Below are 15,366 nucleotides of genomic sequence, written 5' to 3' on the forward strand. Positions count from 1 at the left end.
CAGAGCAGGCTGACGAGTCAGCCTGCTTTTACCATCAATATTTGACGTTGTTGTGGTACTTGCCGAGGATGCCCTTGACCCGCTCCATGGTCTCCTTGCTGGGGGGCTTGATCCCGCTCAGCTCGTACGGGTCGCCCAGCACGTCCCACTTGTGTTTGCCCAGCTCATGGTAGGGGAGCAGCTCCACCTTCTCCACGCTCTCGCCCAGCTCGGCGATGAACTGGCCCAGCCCTTCGGCGCTCTTGTCGTCATCGCTCCAGGTCGGCACCACCACGTAGCGGATCCACATGGTCTTGCCTTTGGCTGCCAGATAGCGGGCAAACTCCAGGGTGTATCTGTTGCTGACGTGGGTCAGCGGAATGTGTTTCTCGTCATTGATCTGTTTGATGTCGAGCAGCACCAGATCGGTCTGGTCGAGCAGCTTGTCTACCTGTTCGTCGAGATGGCGGACGAAGCCGTTGGTGTCGAGACAGGTGTGGATCCCTTTCTCTTTGCAGGCGGTAAACAGTTCGGTAATGAAAGCGGGTTGCAGCATGGCTTCACCGCCGGACGCTGTCACGCCACCGCCTGAGGCATTCATGAAGTGGCGATAGCTGGTGATGTCACTCATCAACTCCGGTACGGTCACTTCGCGGCCACCTTCGGTATCCCAGGTATCGCGGTTGTGGCAGTACTTGCAGCGCATCAGGCAGCCTTGCATGAATACGATAAAGCGTATTCCCGGGCCATCGACAGTGCCGCAGGTTTCGACGGAATGGATCCGGCCAACGGTGCCGTGAGCTCCGGCTGGCTGGCTGATTTCAACGGCAGGGATCCGATTAATGACAGACATAAACAACTCCAACGATTCGAGCAGGCCGTTATTTTATTACATAAACCCCTATTGATCCTACACCTTTAGTCCGGCGCCCGGCTGCCAAGCAGCTGCTCCAGCCCCTTGACTGTGAGCGGCCGACTGGTGAGAAACCCTTGATAATGCTGGCATCCCAGCGCTTTGAGGATGGCCAGCTGCGCCTCCTCTTCCACCCCTTCGGCGGTGACGGTAAAACGGAAGACCTGGGCCAGATCGAGTATCGCCTTGACGATGGCTCTGTCCTGTTCGCTGTGTACAAGGGTCTGAATGAAGCTTCTGTCCAGCTTCACCTCGTCGGCGGGCAGATCCCGCAGATAGGCCAGCGACGAGTAGCCGGTACCGAAGTCATCGATGGAGATGAGGATGCCGAGCTCCTTGAGCTGGCGCATTCTGGCAATACTCTCCTGCCTATTCTCCAAGACTACCGATTCGGTCACCTCCAGCAGCAGGCGGGAGGGGGGCACACCGGTGTCGCGCAAGATGTACTCCACCTGTTGTACGAAGCCCTGGGTGTGGAACTGGCGAGCGCTGACGTTGACCGACAGATGGGGGATCTGCAGGCCACGGTTGAGCCAGAAGCTGTATTGGGCGCAGGCGGTCTTCATCACCCAGTAGCCGATCTCGAGGATCAGGCTGGTCTCTTCGGCGATGGGGATAAACTCCCCGGGTGGCACCATGGTGCCGTCGCTGCGCTGCCAGCGCAGCAGCGCCTCGATACCCGACAATGAGCCATTGTCGACCCGGTATTGCGGTTGATAGTGGAGTTGCAGCTCGTGATGACGCAGGGCATCGCGCAGTTCATTGGTAAGGGTCAGCCGATTTTTCTCGTGCTGGGCCATCGCTTCGGTAAAGAAGACGTAGTGGCCCTGACCGGCGCGCTTGGCCATGTGGGTCGCGGTGTCGGCCTGTTGCATCAGGACCAGATGATCCGTCTCGTTGCCGGAGAAGAGGCTGATCCCCACCGAGGCGCTGCAGTGCAGTTTGTGATCGCCGATGTCGAACGGGGTGCGAAACAGCCCCATCAGCTCGCGGGCGAAGTGCTCTGCCAGAATTTTGGCGGTGACCTCGCCTTGTCCGAGCTGGGTAAAGAGCAGGGCAAACTCATCCCCCGAGATGCGCGCCTGCACCAGATTGTCCTGGGGCAGCTCCTTGAAACGCTGCACCACGGCCTGCAGCAGCAGATCGCCGCAGGCGTGACCGAGGGAGTCGTTGATCGACTTGAAGTTGTCGAGATCCAGCAGCAGCAGGGCGCCCCATTGGCCGTTGGGGGCGCTCAGGGTCTGCTGCAAAATATGGTTGAGGCTGCGGCGGTTGTGCAGACCGCAGAGATCGTCGTAGTAGGCGAGCAGCTCGATATGTCTGGCCGCCTCTTTTTCCTGGGTGATGTCGTAGAAGCTGCAGATAAAGTGGCTGAGCTCCCCCTGCTCATCCTTGACGCCGTTCACCATCAAGCGCACCGGAAAGAGGTGACCATCCTTGTGCAGGCAGCGCTCTTCCCCGAGCCAGAACTCCTGCTCGTTGACGGTGCGGCTGACATCTTCCTTGAGATGATCCCCGTAGTAGGTGGGGCGCAGCTTGCGAATGGAGTGACCGATCACCTCTACCTCGCCAAATCCGGTGATCCGGCTGAAGGAGTGGTTGACCTTGAGGATGATGCCGTTGTGATCCATCACGATCAGCCCATCGTGGGTATTGAAGGCCACTTCCGCCAGCCGCAGAGCATCGTCGGTGGCGAGGCGTTTGAGTTCGATGGCGGCCCGCTCATGCTGGCTGCTCAACAGATCCAGCAACTGTTCGGGCTCCTCAAGGGGGGTATCGAGCAGCAGGGTGATCTGGCCAATGGGGGCGCCGCTCTGGCCATGAAGTGGAATGCCGATGTAGGCGCTGGCGTTGAGGGCCAGCAGCCGGGTCGCCTTGGGGTAGCGCACGGGCAGATCTTCCACATAGATGGCCTGACCATGTTGGAACAGCTCCTGAGCGGGGCCGGGGTCGAGCTGGATGGGCTTGAGGGTGGAGCAGATCTCCTCGTTGATGACGCAGCGGGGGATGATCCAGAGATCCTGACCGCGGGGCTGGAACTCGCCGATCCAGCCCACCCGGGCACCGCTGGCGCTCATGGCCCAGCTTACCAGCGTCTTGCAGTAGTCGATGCCGGTCTGCTGGTGCAGCTCGGGCGGGAGGGCCAGCTCGGCGCGGTGCTCTTCCGGTTGCGGTTGCCAGTGGCCGAGCAGCTGGGCGCTGCTGCGCACCAGCTGCAACATCTCCTCGCTAAGCGGGGTGGGATCGAGATACTCCAGACTCAGCACCCCGAACAGCTTGTCCTGCTCCAGCAGGGCACCATCGAGGCGTGAGCGCACACCGGCACTGGTCAGATAGAGGTGATTGCTCAGCATCGGTTGGTGGGCCGCTTCCGAGAAGCTCAACGCTTTGCGGGTACGCAGGGCGCGGATATAGCGGCTGTCGCCTCGAATGGGATAGATCGCCTCGACCCCCAGGGTGAACACCGGGGTGAGTTGCTCGCTGCCGAGATCGCCGTTGGCCTGATAGTGCCAGAGGATGAGCCGATCGGCCCCCAAGCTCTCTTTAAGGGCCTCGAGCAGGGGCGCATACTGTTGCTGGCTCGCCATCTGGCTGAGGCGCGGCAGTTGCAATGCCAGATCGGCGATGGGCTCCTGACGAAGGTTCTGCAGACAGATGAGCCAGAAGCCATCCTGCTCGTGAGCGAGGGCGATGTGCCAGAGCTGGCTGGCAAAGCGCACGGTGATCTTGCCGCCATGGCCGTTGGCCAGCAGTTGTTCGATGGGCAGGCGCAGGGCATCGGGTAGCTGGGCAGGCCAGGGGGCGCGCGGCTCATCGAGCCAGTAGAGCGGGGTTTGCATCACGTCGGTCAGGGCGACCAGCCGTTGACTGCGCAGATCCAGACGGAAAAAGAGCGGCGTCTGGAGGGCAGGAGGAAGATGACTGAGTGCGGTAGACGACATGAACAAACAACATCCTGTTAAGCAACCGTCGGGGTTGCAAGAATACTGCAAAATGGTGTGAAACAAAATTTCATTGAATTCTAAATTAGAAAAGTCTAATTTATTGCCCATTATCATGTATGAGGAGTCTTGCAGATGAAACGGATCCTGATTATCGGTGGTGTTGCGGGGGGCGCATCGGCGGCGGCTCGCGCTCGTCGTTTGAGTGAAGAGGCAGAGATCGTGATGTTCGAGCGGGGCGAGTTTGTCAGCTTCGCCAACTGCGGTCTGCCCTATCACATCGGGGGCGATATCCCCGACCGGGATGCCTTGCTGCTGCAGACTCCCCAGAGTTTCAAGCGCCGTTTCAACGTCGATGTGCGGGTCTTCCACGATGTGATTGAGATCGACAAGGCGGGCAAGACCTTGCTGGTGCGCAACCTGCAAACCGGTGAAGAGCAGCGCGAGCATTACGATGTGCTGCTGCTGAGCCCGGGGGCGGCGCCGATCCGTCCTCCTTTCCCCGGTATCGACAGCCCCCATGTCTATACCCTGCGCAACATCCCGGACATGGATCGCATTCTGGCGGCCCTGCACCACGATCAGCCGCGCCACGTCACTGTGGTGGGCGGCGGCTTTATCGGGCTGGAGATGATGGAGGCGCTGCATCAGCGCAAGCTGGATGTCACCCTGCTGGAGCTGGCCGATCAGGTGATGGCGCCGGTGGACAAGGAGATGGCCAACATGCTCCATGCCCGCATCCGGGAAGAGGGGATCGACCTGCGCCTGCGCACCGGCCTCACCGCCATCGAGAGTCTGGATCTGCCTGCCGAGAAGACCTCCGCCGTACCGACCGCCAAAAGCGGTGGCCTGCGCCTGACCCTCAATGACGGTTCCCATCTTGATACCGGTCTCTTGATCCTCGCCATCGGCGTCAAGCCGGAAACCCTGCTCGCCGCCAAGGCGGGGCTGGAGCTGGGCCCACGGGGCGGCATCAAGGTGGATGCCGGGATGCGTACCTCGGATCCCTTCATTTATGCGGTGGGGGATGCGGTGGAAGAGATTGACTTCGTCACCGGCGAATCTGTGCTGATCCCGCTGGCGGGCCCGGCCAACCGGCAGGGGCGCATCGCCGCCGACAATATGCTGGGCCGAAGCGAAACCTACAAAAAGACCCAAGGGACCGCCATCTGCAAGCTGTTCGATCTGGCGGTGGCCAGCACCGGCCTCAACGAGAAGCGACTGGTGCAACTGGGATTGCCGTTCGAGAAGGTTTATGTCCACCCGGGCAGCCACGCCGGTTACTACCCCGGTGCCCATCCGGTCAGCCTCAAGCTGCTGTTTGCCCCGGATGGCAAGATTTATGGCGCCCAAGCCATCGGCAAGGATGGCATCGACAAGCGCATCGATGTGTTGGCGGTGGCCCAGCGTGCCGGTCTCACCGTGTTTGACCTGCAGGATCTGGAGCTCACCTATGCGCCGCCCTTTGGATCGGCCAAGGATGTGATCAACATGGCCGGCTTCGTGGCAAGCAACCACCTGAAGGGGGACACCCTGCTCTGCCACGTGGCCGAGGTGCAGGCTCGTAACCCCCATCAGCTAGTGGTGGATGTGCGCAATGGCCCCGAGCTTGACAAGCTGGGCCGCATTCCGGGGGCACTGCATATCCCCCTCGACGAGTTGCGTGGTCGCCTCCATGAGTTGCCCAAAGAGAAAGAGCTGCTGATCAGCTGTCAGGTCGGGCTGCGCGGCCATGTCGCCTGCCGCTTGCTGAGTCAGCACGGCTTTAAAGTGAAGAATCTCTCCGGCGGCTTCAAAACCTGGCAGATGGCTACCGCCGAGTAACCGTTTTATTTCTGTGCCTGTTTGCCCCTCTCCCTTGTGCGTGCAAGATGAGGGGCTTTTTGTTTCTGCTTTTCGCCCTCCTTGCATTCCCTAATTGCAGCAATATTTCGACACACTTTATTTCCTGTGCCGGACAAAATTAACGTTTTGTTCAGGGGATGGGTGCTATAACCCCTGCCTCGTTCATGATGAACCGTGTAGTAGGGAGAGTGACATGCTGGATATGCTGATGGCCATTTGGCATCAGGATTTTGACGCCCTGGTTCAGATGCAGGCGGTACCCCTGCTGATCAGTTGCCTGATGCTGGTACTGCTGCTGGAGTCCGCATTCGTCTTCCTGCCCCTGCCGGGGGACAGCCTGGTACTGCTGGCCGGTGGGTTGGTGGGCATGGGGGTGTTTGGCCCTGAAGTAACACTTATTTATCTGCCGTTGGCTGCTGGCATAGGTTCTGTGCTCGCCTACTGGCAGGGACGGGCACTACAGCGCACCCGCTTTATGGATCATATCGAGCGGATGTTGCCTCCCGACAGCCTGCCCAAGGCGACCCGCTTGCTGAAAAAGTACGGTTTTCTGGCGATGTTCTCCTCCCGTTTTATCCCGTTCGTGCGGGTGCTGACCCCCATGTTGATGGGGATTGGCCGCCTGAACGTGCTGCGGATGTGCGTGGCCAGCTTTGCCAGTGCCTTTATGTGGGCGCTCTGCCTCAGTTTGGTGGGCAAGCTGGCGATGAATACCCCCTTCTTCCTCCACCACAGCGAACTGTTGACCCGGGCCCTGCTGATTACCTCACTGGTGTTGTTTCTGGCGGCCGTCATGGCCATCCTGTTTCGCTGGTTCAAAGGCGGAGCAAAAAACGAGACCAGCCACGACTAGATGACAACCCTTGCCGCACTGGATCAGTGGGCAAGGGGGTTCTCGTGCTGCAGGGGGGCGGAATTGTGCCCATTCGGGTAATGAGCTTTGTGTCGGGTGAGCAGGATGCCTTATCCTGTTTCCAGCCACGCTGCGTTTGCAGCGCTCCAACTCGGGATGGAACTTATGCGCCTCTTCGACTCTCCCTCTGCTTCTCACCGCTCTACCGCTGGAACCGGCGCTCTGCGCCGCTGCTGCTCGGCCCTGCTGCTATCCGGGTTGGCCGGTTTGCTGCTGGCTGGTTGTGGCCCTGACAAGCCCGCCAGCCAAGTACCGACCACAGAATCCACTGCGCAGCAGGAGGCCGGGGCGCCAACTTCTGTAGTGCAGGCCAATGCCCGCCAATACCGCGATGCGCCAGCGCTGGCGCTGGTCTTTTCCGGCTCCTTGGCGCCCAAGGCCAATTGGCAGAGCTGGCTTTCGGTCAGCGAGGGGGGCAAGCAGCTGCAGGGGGAGTGGATCCTCGCCGACGATGGTCGCACCCTCTATTTCCCGAACGTTCAGCCCGATAAAAGCTATGAAGTGAGCCTCAAGGCGGGGCTGGGCCCATCCCCCCAGAGCTGGACCCTCAAAACCCGGCCGCTGGAGGCGGGGGCTTCGTTTACCGCCAGCGGCATGGTATTGCCGCTGCGCGACGAGCTGCGCCTGCCCATCAGCGCGGTCAACGTGGATGAGGTCAATATCGACTTCTTTCGGGTCGATGCCGAGTATCTACCCCGTTTTCTGGCGGAATATCGCCCCGGTGCTGGCATGGGGAACTGGGAGCTTGAGCAGATCACCAAGCGGGCCAAGCGGGTATTCAGCGGCCGCTATGCGCTGGAGCTCGATGCCAACCGGCGCGAGACCCGCCTCATTAATGTGAAGGAGCCGCAGCTGGCCGAGGCTGGCGTCTACTTTGCGGTGATGTCGCCCCTTGGCAACTACGACTGGCGCAAGGAGACCACCTATTTCGCGGTGAGCGACATGGGGCTCAGTGCCCGCCGTTACCGCGATCAGCTGGAGGTGTTCGTGAGCTCCCTGGCCAGCGCCGACCCGCTCAAGGATGTGCAGCTCTCCCTGCTCGACGAGAAGGGCAACCGGCTGCAGGTGCAAACCACTGATCCGCAGGGCCATCGTCGCTTCGATCAGGTGCAGGGGGCTCGCTTGCTGCTGGCTGAACAGGGCAACCATCTGGCGGTGCTGCGTCTCGATGGGGCTGCGCTCGACCTCTCCACCTTCGATCTCGGCACCCAGCCCTGGCAGGCCCAGCAGTTGTATCTCTTTAGCGGGCGCGACCTTTATCGCCCCGGCGAGCGGCTCGACAGCGAGATCCTGCTCAAGGGCCAAGATGGCCAACTGCTGCCGGGGATGTCGGTGGAGCTGGAGGTGAAACAGCCGGATGGTCAGCTGCTCGAACAAAAGCGGCTGCTACCGGACAATCTTGGCGCGGCCCACTACGGTCTGCGTTTGCCGGATGATGCGCCGCTCGGGCGCTGGACCATCAGCCTCAAGACCGCCGCTGGCAGCCGCTTCGAGTGGCCCTTTTTGGTGGAGGAGTTTTTGCCGGAGCGGCTCAAACTGCAGCTTGGCAAGGGGCCGGATGGTGAAGTGACGGATCTGGACGCCTCCCTCACCCTGCCGCTGCAAGGGGACTATCTCTATGGCGCCCCTGCGAGCGCAACCAAGGCCAAGGCGGAGGTAAAAATCAGCCGCGCTACCATGCCTTTCACCCAATGGCAGGAGTTCACTTTGGGTGACGTACTGCTCGCCGAGCAGGCCAAGGATCTCGAGGCGCGCAGTCTCACCCTCGATGCGCAGGGGCAGGGGACTTTTTCGCTTGCTGATGAGCTAGATGGGGTGCGCGCCCTCGGGCCGCTGGAGGTGGCCTATCGGGTGTCGCTCTCCGAGCCCGGTGGCCGCGCCGTCAATCGCAGCCGCACCCAGTATGGCTGGCCCGCGGGCAGCCAGTGGCCGGCACTCAAGGCCGACTTCGTGGCGGATCGGGTGGAAGGGGGCAAGCCGCTCCCCTTCCAGATCCTCAACCTCGATGAGCAAGGCCAACCGGTGGCGGGGGCGGTGAAGGTGCGCCTTATCAACGAGTACCGCGACTACTACTGGCACTACGCCGATGGCGAGGGGTGGAAGTACGAGTTCAACAGCCAGCCTTATCTGGAGCAGGAGCAGGCCCTGCAGCTGGATGGCAAGGGGCCGACTCCGCTCACGCTGCAACTGGCGGCGGGCTGGTATCGGTTGGAAGTGGAGAATAGTCAGGGCCATCAATCCAGCCTGCGGGTTGAGATCGGCAGTTACGCCTGGGGCGGCGGTGGCGAGCAGGCGCGGCCTGACAAGATTGCCATCACCCTCGACAAGCGCGCCTATCAGGCGGGCGACAAGGCCAAAGTGACGTTGGTGGCCCCGCGCCCTGGCAAGGGGTTGTTGCTGGTGGAAGATGGCGACGGCCTGCGCTGGTGGCAGCGTATCGAGCTCAAGGGGGCCGGTGGCGATGCCAAGGATGCCCGCGGCGAGTTCGAGATCCCGGTCAGTCCCGAGTGGCAGCGCCATGACTTGCATATCTCGGCCCAGATCGCCGCGCCAGACAGCTCCTCCAAACCGGCTGGCAAGCAGCAGGGGCAGAGCCTGCGCTCGGTCGGGCTGGTGCCGCTCACCCTGGATCGGGAAGCGCGCCGTCTGCCGCTCACCCTGAGCGCGCCTGATAAAGCCGTGCCGCTTACCCGGCTGGAAGTGACCGCAACCTCCACCCCCAATAGCCAAGGCCGTGTGGTGCTGGCGGCGGTGGATCGGGGCGTGCTCAATATCAGCGATTATCAACCCCTCGACCCGTTCGAGATCTTCTTTGGCCGCAAGCGCTTCGCCCAAGATTTGTTCGACAACTACGGCCAGGTGATCCCGCCGCAAGATGGCAAGCTGGCCCGCCTCAACTATGGGGGCGATCGGGCGCCGCTGAAAAAGGGCGGCGCGCTGGAGAGCCGGGTCGAGATAGCCGCACTTTGGAGCGGCGAGGTGAGTTTTGACCAGCAGGGCAAGGCGGTGATCCCGCTCGATCTGCCCAACTTCAACGGCGAGTTGGCGCTGATGGCGCTGGCTTGGAACGAACAGCAAGTCGGGGAGGCCGAGCGCGCCGTCAAGGTAGTAGCGCCCTTGGTGGCCGAAATTGGCTGGCCGCGCTTTGGCGCCAGAGGGGATGAGACCCGGGCGCTGGTGCAGCTGCGCAACATGAGCGGCGAGGATCAGACCCTCTCCCTTGTCTGGACCCTCAATGGCGGGCTCAAGGCAAACGGCGAGCTGCCCCGCACCCTGGCCCTTAAAAATGGCGAGGAGCAGTGGCTGACCCTGCCGCTCACCGTGACCGGGGCAAGCGGCGTGGCAAGCCTGCAGTTGGCGGCCAGCGGCAAGGATTTTGCCATCAGCCGCGACTGGACTTTGCCGCTGCGCTCCCCCTGGCCTGCCGAGACTCGCCAGCGCTACCAGATGCTGGCTCCCGGCCAGCAGATGAGCTTTGCGCCAGCTGAGCTGACCGGGCTGGATCGCGCCAACCTGCAGGGGCTGCTCAGCCTCTCCGGCACTCCCCCCTGGGATCCGGCAGCCCAGTGGCAGGCGCTGGCCGACTACCCCTACGCCTGTCTGGAGCAGACCTTGTCCCGTGCCTGGCCTTACTTGCTGACCACGGCCGATGAGCGGGCCGCCTGGAGCAAACCCGCAGAGGTCAAGAAAGCGGCGAGCGAGGCGGACGTGCAACGCGCCCTGCTGCAACGGCTGCAGCGGTTGCAACTGCCAAGCGGTGGCTTTGGTCTGTGGGATGGTCGCTCCGACGAGGAGCAGTGGCTCACCGCCTATGCCGCCGACTACCTGCTGGCGCGCAAGGAGGCGGGCGACGCCGTACCGGAGGCCATGCTCAATCAGGCCCTGAACCGGCTGCAAAGCTATCTCACCGACAGTCAGTACGGCGAGCGCTGGAGCAGTGCCCCCGAGCACAGCCGGCTGGCCTATCAGGCTTACAGCGCCTATGTGCTGGCCCGAGTAGGCAAGGCACCGCTCGCTACCCTGCGTCTTATCTGGGAGCAGCAGGCCGATCACGCCCGCTCCGGTTTGCCGCTCTTGCACCTCTCGCTGGCCCTCTCGGCCATGGGGGATGAGCAGAACGCCGCCAAGGCCCTCAGCCGGGCATTGGCGACCGAGCGCGGTGATGACTATCTGGGTGATTACGGCTCACCGCTGCGCGATGACGCCCTTGAGCTCTCCTTGCTGCGTCAGCACAAGCTGGCTGCGGAGCGCTGGCCTGATCTCAGCGCCAAGGTGGCCGATACCCTGGCTCACCGTCAGTGGCTCAGCACCCAAGAGCGGCTCGCCTTGTTGCGACTCGCCCGCTTCGATCCGGCCGTCGACTGGCAGGCCAAGGTCGCCTCATCCTCTGGCATCGAAGCCTTGAACGGTTCGGCCCCGTTGCAACTGGGTGCCCCCGAGGCACTGGCGGCCAGTGTGGTTACCAATGAGGGCAAGGGATCCCTCTATGTGCAGCGTACTCTAATCGGTTACCCCGAACAGGCTCCTGCCCGGTTGAGTCAGGGGATAAGCGTGACCCGCAGCTGGTTCAACAGCGACGGTCAGCGTTTTGACCCGGCCAAAGTGAAGGTGGGCGATCTGGTGGTGGTACGGCTCAATGTCAGCAGCGAATCGGCGGTGCCCGATGCCCTGCTGGTGGAGATGGTGCCCGCTGGCTTTGAGCTGGAGAACCCGGCCCTTGGCAACAGCATCAAGCTCGAAGAGCTCTCCATCGAGGGGAAACCGGCGTGGCAGAGTGAGTGGAACGACTATCTCAAGCATCAGGAGTTTCGCGATGACCGCTACACGGCAGCGCTGGATCTGAGCGAGGGGAGCAACCAGCAACTGGTCTACCTGATGCGGGCGGTGACGCCGGGTCGCTATCAGGTGCCGCCGACCCAGGTGGAGGATATGTACCGGCCCGAGCTGCGAGCCGTGGGTGAGGATATCCACGAGGTGCGTATCTCTGAGTAACAAACCCTCCCTTGAGCGGGTTCGCCTGCTCACTTTTTGGCAGCGTGGTTGGCTGAGCCTGGGTCGCAGTGGCCGCGCAGGCTGGCGCTGGCTTGGCGGTCTGCCGCGCTGGCTGCGCTTTTCGGTGCTGGGAGTTGTAGCACTGCTCCTGTCATTGCTGGCGCTGGATCGGATTTTCCCGCCGCCGCCACTCGACCCCGCCTATGCGCGGGTGGTGCTCGACATGAAAGGGCGGCCACTGCGCGCCTTTGCCGATACCAGCGGCGTGTGGCGCTACCCCGTGACCCTGGAGCAGGTCTCCCCCCGCTATATCGAGGCGTTGCTGGGTTACGAGGATCGCTACTTCTGGCGTCATCCCGGGGTTAATCCGGTGGCCATGGTGCGCGGGGTCTGGCAGTGGCTGCGCTATGGGCGGGCTGTGTCGGGGGGCTCGACCCTCACCATGCAGGTGGCGCGCCTTATCGAGCCCTACCACCGGAGCGTGCCCGGCAAGTTGCGCCAGATGGCCCGTGCGCTGCAGCTGGAGTGGCACTACGACAAGCGTACCCTGCTCACCGTTTACCTCAACCGAGCGCCGTTTGGTGGTAATCTGGAGGGGGTGCAGGCGGCGAGCTTTGCCTATCTTGGCAAGAGCGCGGCCAAGCTGACCTATGCCGAGGCGGCGCTGCTGGCGGTGCTGCCGCAGGCCCCCAGCCGCAACCGGCCGGACCGGCACCCCGAGCGGGCCCGTGCCGCCCGTGACAAGGTGATGCAGCGACTGGTGGCGCAGGGCGTCTGGCCCGAGCCGGTGTGGCAGGAGGGACGGATCGAGCCGGTGCTGGCCCGTGGTCACTTCACGCCGATGGAGGCGCCGCTCTTTGCCCGTCTCGCCGCCGACCATCAGGCGGGAGCGCTGGTGCATACCACCATCGACGGCGATCTGCAGCGCTGGCTGGAGGGACGGGTGGCGAGCTATATCCGCCGTTTCCCCGAGCAGACCTCAGCGGCGTTGCTCTTGGTAGATAACAGAACCATGGCGGTGCGCGCCTATGTGGGCAGCGCCGAGTATGGCAATTTGCGCCGCCATGGTTACCTCGACATGGTGCAGGCGATCCGCTCTCCCGGCTCCACCCTCAAGCCCTTTATCTACGGTCTGGCGATGGACGAGGGGTTGGTACACTCGGCCTCCCTGCTCTCCGATGCGCCAAGGCTGGGCTCGGAGTATCGCCCCGCCAACTTTTCTGGCGCCTTTCAGGGGCCGGTGACCCTCGCCCAGGCGCTGCAGCAATCCCTCAACGTGCCGGCGGTGCAGGTGCTGGAGGCGCTTGGGGCAGACAAACTGGTCAGCCGCCTCGACAACGCCGGGGTGCGGCTGGCGCTCTCCGACAAGCCCAACCCAGCCATCGCGCTGGGGGCCGCGGGCATTCGGCTCGAACAGCTGGTGGCGCTCTACAGCGCGCTGACCCGGGAGGGGCAGGTGGCGATGCCGGTCTGGCTGGCAGGGCAGCAGGCGGTGTCGCGCCCCTTGCTGAGTCCGGGGGCTGCCTGGATCATCGGGCAGATCCTGAGCGCCCAGGGACGGGCGGATCAGCCCTTTGCCAGCGAGGCGACCGGTAGGGTTAACCGGCTGGCCTGGAAGACCGGCACCAGCTACGGCTATCGCGACAGCTGGGCCATGGGGGTCTCCGGCCGCTGGACCATCGGCGTCTGGCTGGGGCGCCCCGACGGCACCCCCATGCCCGGTTTCTACGGTCAGAGCGCGGCGGTGCCGCTGCTGCTCTCGGTCTACTCGCGACTGGCTGACAACAGTCCTCTGCCGGTGCAGCCCAACACGGTGAGCGAAGCCGAGATCTGCTGGCCGCTGGGGCGCAAGGTGAACGCGACCCTGCCTGAAGCTTGCTTGCAGCGCCAGAGCGCCTGGCTGCTGGAAGGGCGTGATCCCCCCACCTTGCCGGACCCCATGGACTGGCCCTCGCCGCTGCGCCAAGTTGCATTGACCGCCGAAGGCAAGCCGACTTTGACCCGTTGCCACGATGCGGCGCAGTCCGGTTTTCGGGCCCTGTGGCCGCTGTCGCTGGAGCCATGGCGGGCGCCCGGCGAGCGTAGACAGGCGCTGCTCGCCAGCGGTTGTAAAGGTGAGAGGCAGAGCGCCGAGCTGCAGGCCCCCATTCGCATCGTGGCGCTGGGGGAGGGCAACCTTATCCGCAGTCAGCGCTACCGGTTGCAACCTCAAGTGCTGGGCGGTGTCGGCAAGCCGGCCTGGTTTCTCAACGGCCAGCGGCTGCGCTGGGATGGGGATCAGGTGCTGAGTGTGGCGGGGCGCTATCAGCTGGTGGTGGTGGATGAAGCAGGCAACAGCGATCGCATCGAGTTTCGCGTGGTGCATCCTGACGGTGATGCCGGCACCATCACCCGTTGAGCGTTTTGCCGACAGCCATTGAGACGAATGTAATTAACTATTTGAAATGCATCAATATTTGATTGGATGAATTAATTTGTGAATAATTACGAATTCATTCAGATCCAATCGGGAGTTCTCTTTTGCTGCGTGTTCTGTGTCCCTTGCTGGTGCTGATGAGTTCGGGTTGTGCCACAACCAATCATGGTGATCACCATGTTTCTCCTGAACGTACCGGGTTCTATTCACCTTTCGAACCCGCTTCCGAGAGTTTTGTACGTTGTTATCAGAAACAGTTTGCTTGTACCCCCGCCAATATCCGCCGTGACAGGGCGATGGAAGCGCGCCGTGACGCACAAGAGCGGGCCAATCACCGGGGTGATAATTGGTAGGCCGAAGAAAGCGAAAGGGGTTGGCAGGCGCCAACCCCTTTTTCATTCCGCCCATTCAGCCCGGTTGGCGCAGATGGCCGAGCCGGGTGAAGAAGTGCTGGCTCTTGCGCTGGTGAAAGTGGCTCTTCTTGATGGGATGGAAGATGAGGTTGCTTTCGGGATGGCTCGCTTTTAACTGGTGGAGCATGGCTACGGCGGGCAGGCTGGTGCTGACCAGGGTGGTGAGTGGCATGCTGAGGGTCTCGGGCCCGAGCAGTTGATTGAGCCCTTGCTGAGCTTGCTCAAAGCGGGTCAGGGCCGCCGGGTCGGCATAGCCGCTACCCAGCATGGTGAGCAGGTTGTCGAGGGCCAGATGAAATTCGGCCAACTGCTGGCGAAAGCCGCTGCGCCCGCGCAGGGCAATCAGCTCTGCAAACGGAATGTCGGCCAGGTGAGTGGGCACTTGCAACGGGATCTCGAGGTGGAAGCAATCCTGACCACCGCGATTGTGGTAGCGGGATTCGAGCAGATGGAGCAGGCGGTCCAGATAGTCGTGATCGGTAATAAGCGCCCCGTCATTGGCGAGTGCCCACTCACGGGCGAGACGCATGGAGAGCAGATTGGCAAAGCGTCGTGCCATTCTGATCCCACCCTCATCCCGGGTCGCAAAGCCGTGAGTCAGGCAAAAGCCGTGCAGCCGTTCCAGCCCCGCCTGATCCGGGCAGAAGCAGTCGTGGTTGGCCTCCTGACGCCAGCGACCAATCAGCTCCTTGTTGCCAAACACCTTGTGGCGGACGAAATCGGGGGCCACCAGGCCGCTTATCTGGCACTCCAGTTGCGGGGTAATGGCGGCAAAGAAGGCGGCATCGGGCCGTTCGGCCAGCAAATCGGTCTGTTGTTGAAGGGTATCGAGCAGGGCGGTGAGGCCGCTCTTTTCGCTGACGGTGAAGACGAAGGCGAGCCGCTCCAGATAGAGCAGGGCAAATTTGAGCCAGAGCTCGTCGCGTACCTCCATGCCGGGGTAGTAGATGTAA

General features: G+C 62.5%; 7 protein-coding genes. 4 read left to right on the forward strand and 3 right to left on the reverse strand.

The genetic code is table 11. The features are described 5' to 3' along the window. Nucleotides 1-34 precede the first annotated feature (34 nt). Together pflA and AB5Y73_RS03665 are read right to left on the reverse strand one after the other, a co-directional pair. Entirely contained in the window at nt 35-832 is a 798-nt protein-coding gene (gene pflA, locus AB5Y73_RS03660; RefSeq protein WP_181497208.1) for a pyruvate formate lyase 1-activating protein, read from the reverse strand. Nucleotides 833-897: 65 nt separating this feature from the next. After that, on the reverse strand, nt 898-3,834 hold the full coding sequence (locus AB5Y73_RS03665; protein WP_118853641.1) for an EAL domain-containing protein: 2,937 nt from the start codon (nt 3,832-3,834) through the stop codon (nt 898-900). A 135-nt stretch (nt 3,835-3,969) separates the two neighbouring features. Here AB5Y73_RS03665 and AB5Y73_RS03670 point away from each other — a divergent pair, with 135 nt between their 5' ends. From AB5Y73_RS03670 to pbpC, 4 genes are all read left to right on the forward strand, one after another. After that, the gene (locus AB5Y73_RS03670) at nt 3,970-5,658 is read left to right on the forward strand and encodes an FAD-dependent oxidoreductase (protein WP_005344666.1); all 1,689 of its coding nucleotides are present in this window, start codon (nt 3,970-3,972) and stop codon (nt 5,656-5,658) included. A gap of 214 nt (nt 5,659-5,872) precedes the next feature. Further along, the gene (locus tag AB5Y73_RS03675) at nt 5,873-6,532 is read left to right on the forward strand and encodes a DedA family protein (RefSeq protein ID WP_368147287.1); all 660 of its coding nucleotides are present in this window, start codon (nt 5,873-5,875) and stop codon (nt 6,530-6,532) included. Between the two features lie 165 nt (nt 6,533-6,697). Beyond that, the gene (locus tag AB5Y73_RS03680; RefSeq protein ID WP_368147288.1) at nt 6,698-11,584 is read left to right on the forward strand and encodes an alpha-2-macroglobulin; all 4,887 of its coding nucleotides are present in this window, start codon (nt 6,698-6,700) and stop codon (nt 11,582-11,584) included. After that, nucleotides 11,550-13,982, forward strand: coding sequence for a penicillin-binding protein 1C (pbpC, locus tag AB5Y73_RS03685; protein ID WP_205422038.1), 2,433 nt, complete (start codon nt 11,550-11,552; stop codon nt 13,980-13,982). Before AB5Y73_RS03680 ends, pbpC begins: the two co-directional genes overlap by 35 nt. Before the next feature lie 426 nt (nt 13,983-14,408). On the opposite strand, the gene AB5Y73_RS03690 is transcribed toward pbpC, so the two are convergent. Then, nucleotides 14,409-15,347, reverse strand: a complete 939-nt coding sequence (locus AB5Y73_RS03690; RefSeq protein WP_279499649.1) for a hypothetical protein — start codon at nt 15,345-15,347, stop codon at nt 14,409-14,411. Nucleotides 15,348-15,366 lie beyond the last annotated feature (19 nt).

Origin of the sequence: Aeromonas sp. s7(2024) (assembly GCF_040907825.1) — a bacterium.
Taxonomy (GTDB): Bacteria; Pseudomonadota; Gammaproteobacteria; order Enterobacterales; family Aeromonadaceae; genus Aeromonas; species Aeromonas veronii.

What these genes read in the sequence shown, in the direction of transcription:
- pflA (WP_181497208.1), bottom strand. Translation starts at nt 832, where the DNA reads ATGTCTGTCATTAATCGGATCCCTGCCGTTGAAATCAGCCAGCCAGCC.
- AB5Y73_RS03665 (WP_118853641.1), bottom strand. Translation starts at nt 3,834, where the DNA reads ATGTCGTCTACCGCACTCAGTCATCTTCCTCCTGCCCTCCAGACGCCG.
- AB5Y73_RS03670 (WP_005344666.1), top strand. Translation starts at nt 3,970, where the DNA reads ATGAAACGGATCCTGATTATCGGTGGTGTTGCGGGGGGCGCATCGGCG.
- AB5Y73_RS03675 (WP_368147287.1), top strand. Translation starts at nt 5,873, where the DNA reads ATGCTGGATATGCTGATGGCCATTTGGCATCAGGATTTTGACGCCCTG.
- AB5Y73_RS03680 (WP_368147288.1), top strand. Translation starts at nt 6,698, where the DNA reads ATGCGCCTCTTCGACTCTCCCTCTGCTTCTCACCGCTCTACCGCTGGA.
- AB5Y73_RS03690 (WP_279499649.1), bottom strand. Translation starts at nt 15,347, where the DNA reads ATGGAGGTACGCGACGAGCTCTGGCTCAAATTTGCCCTGCTCTATCTG.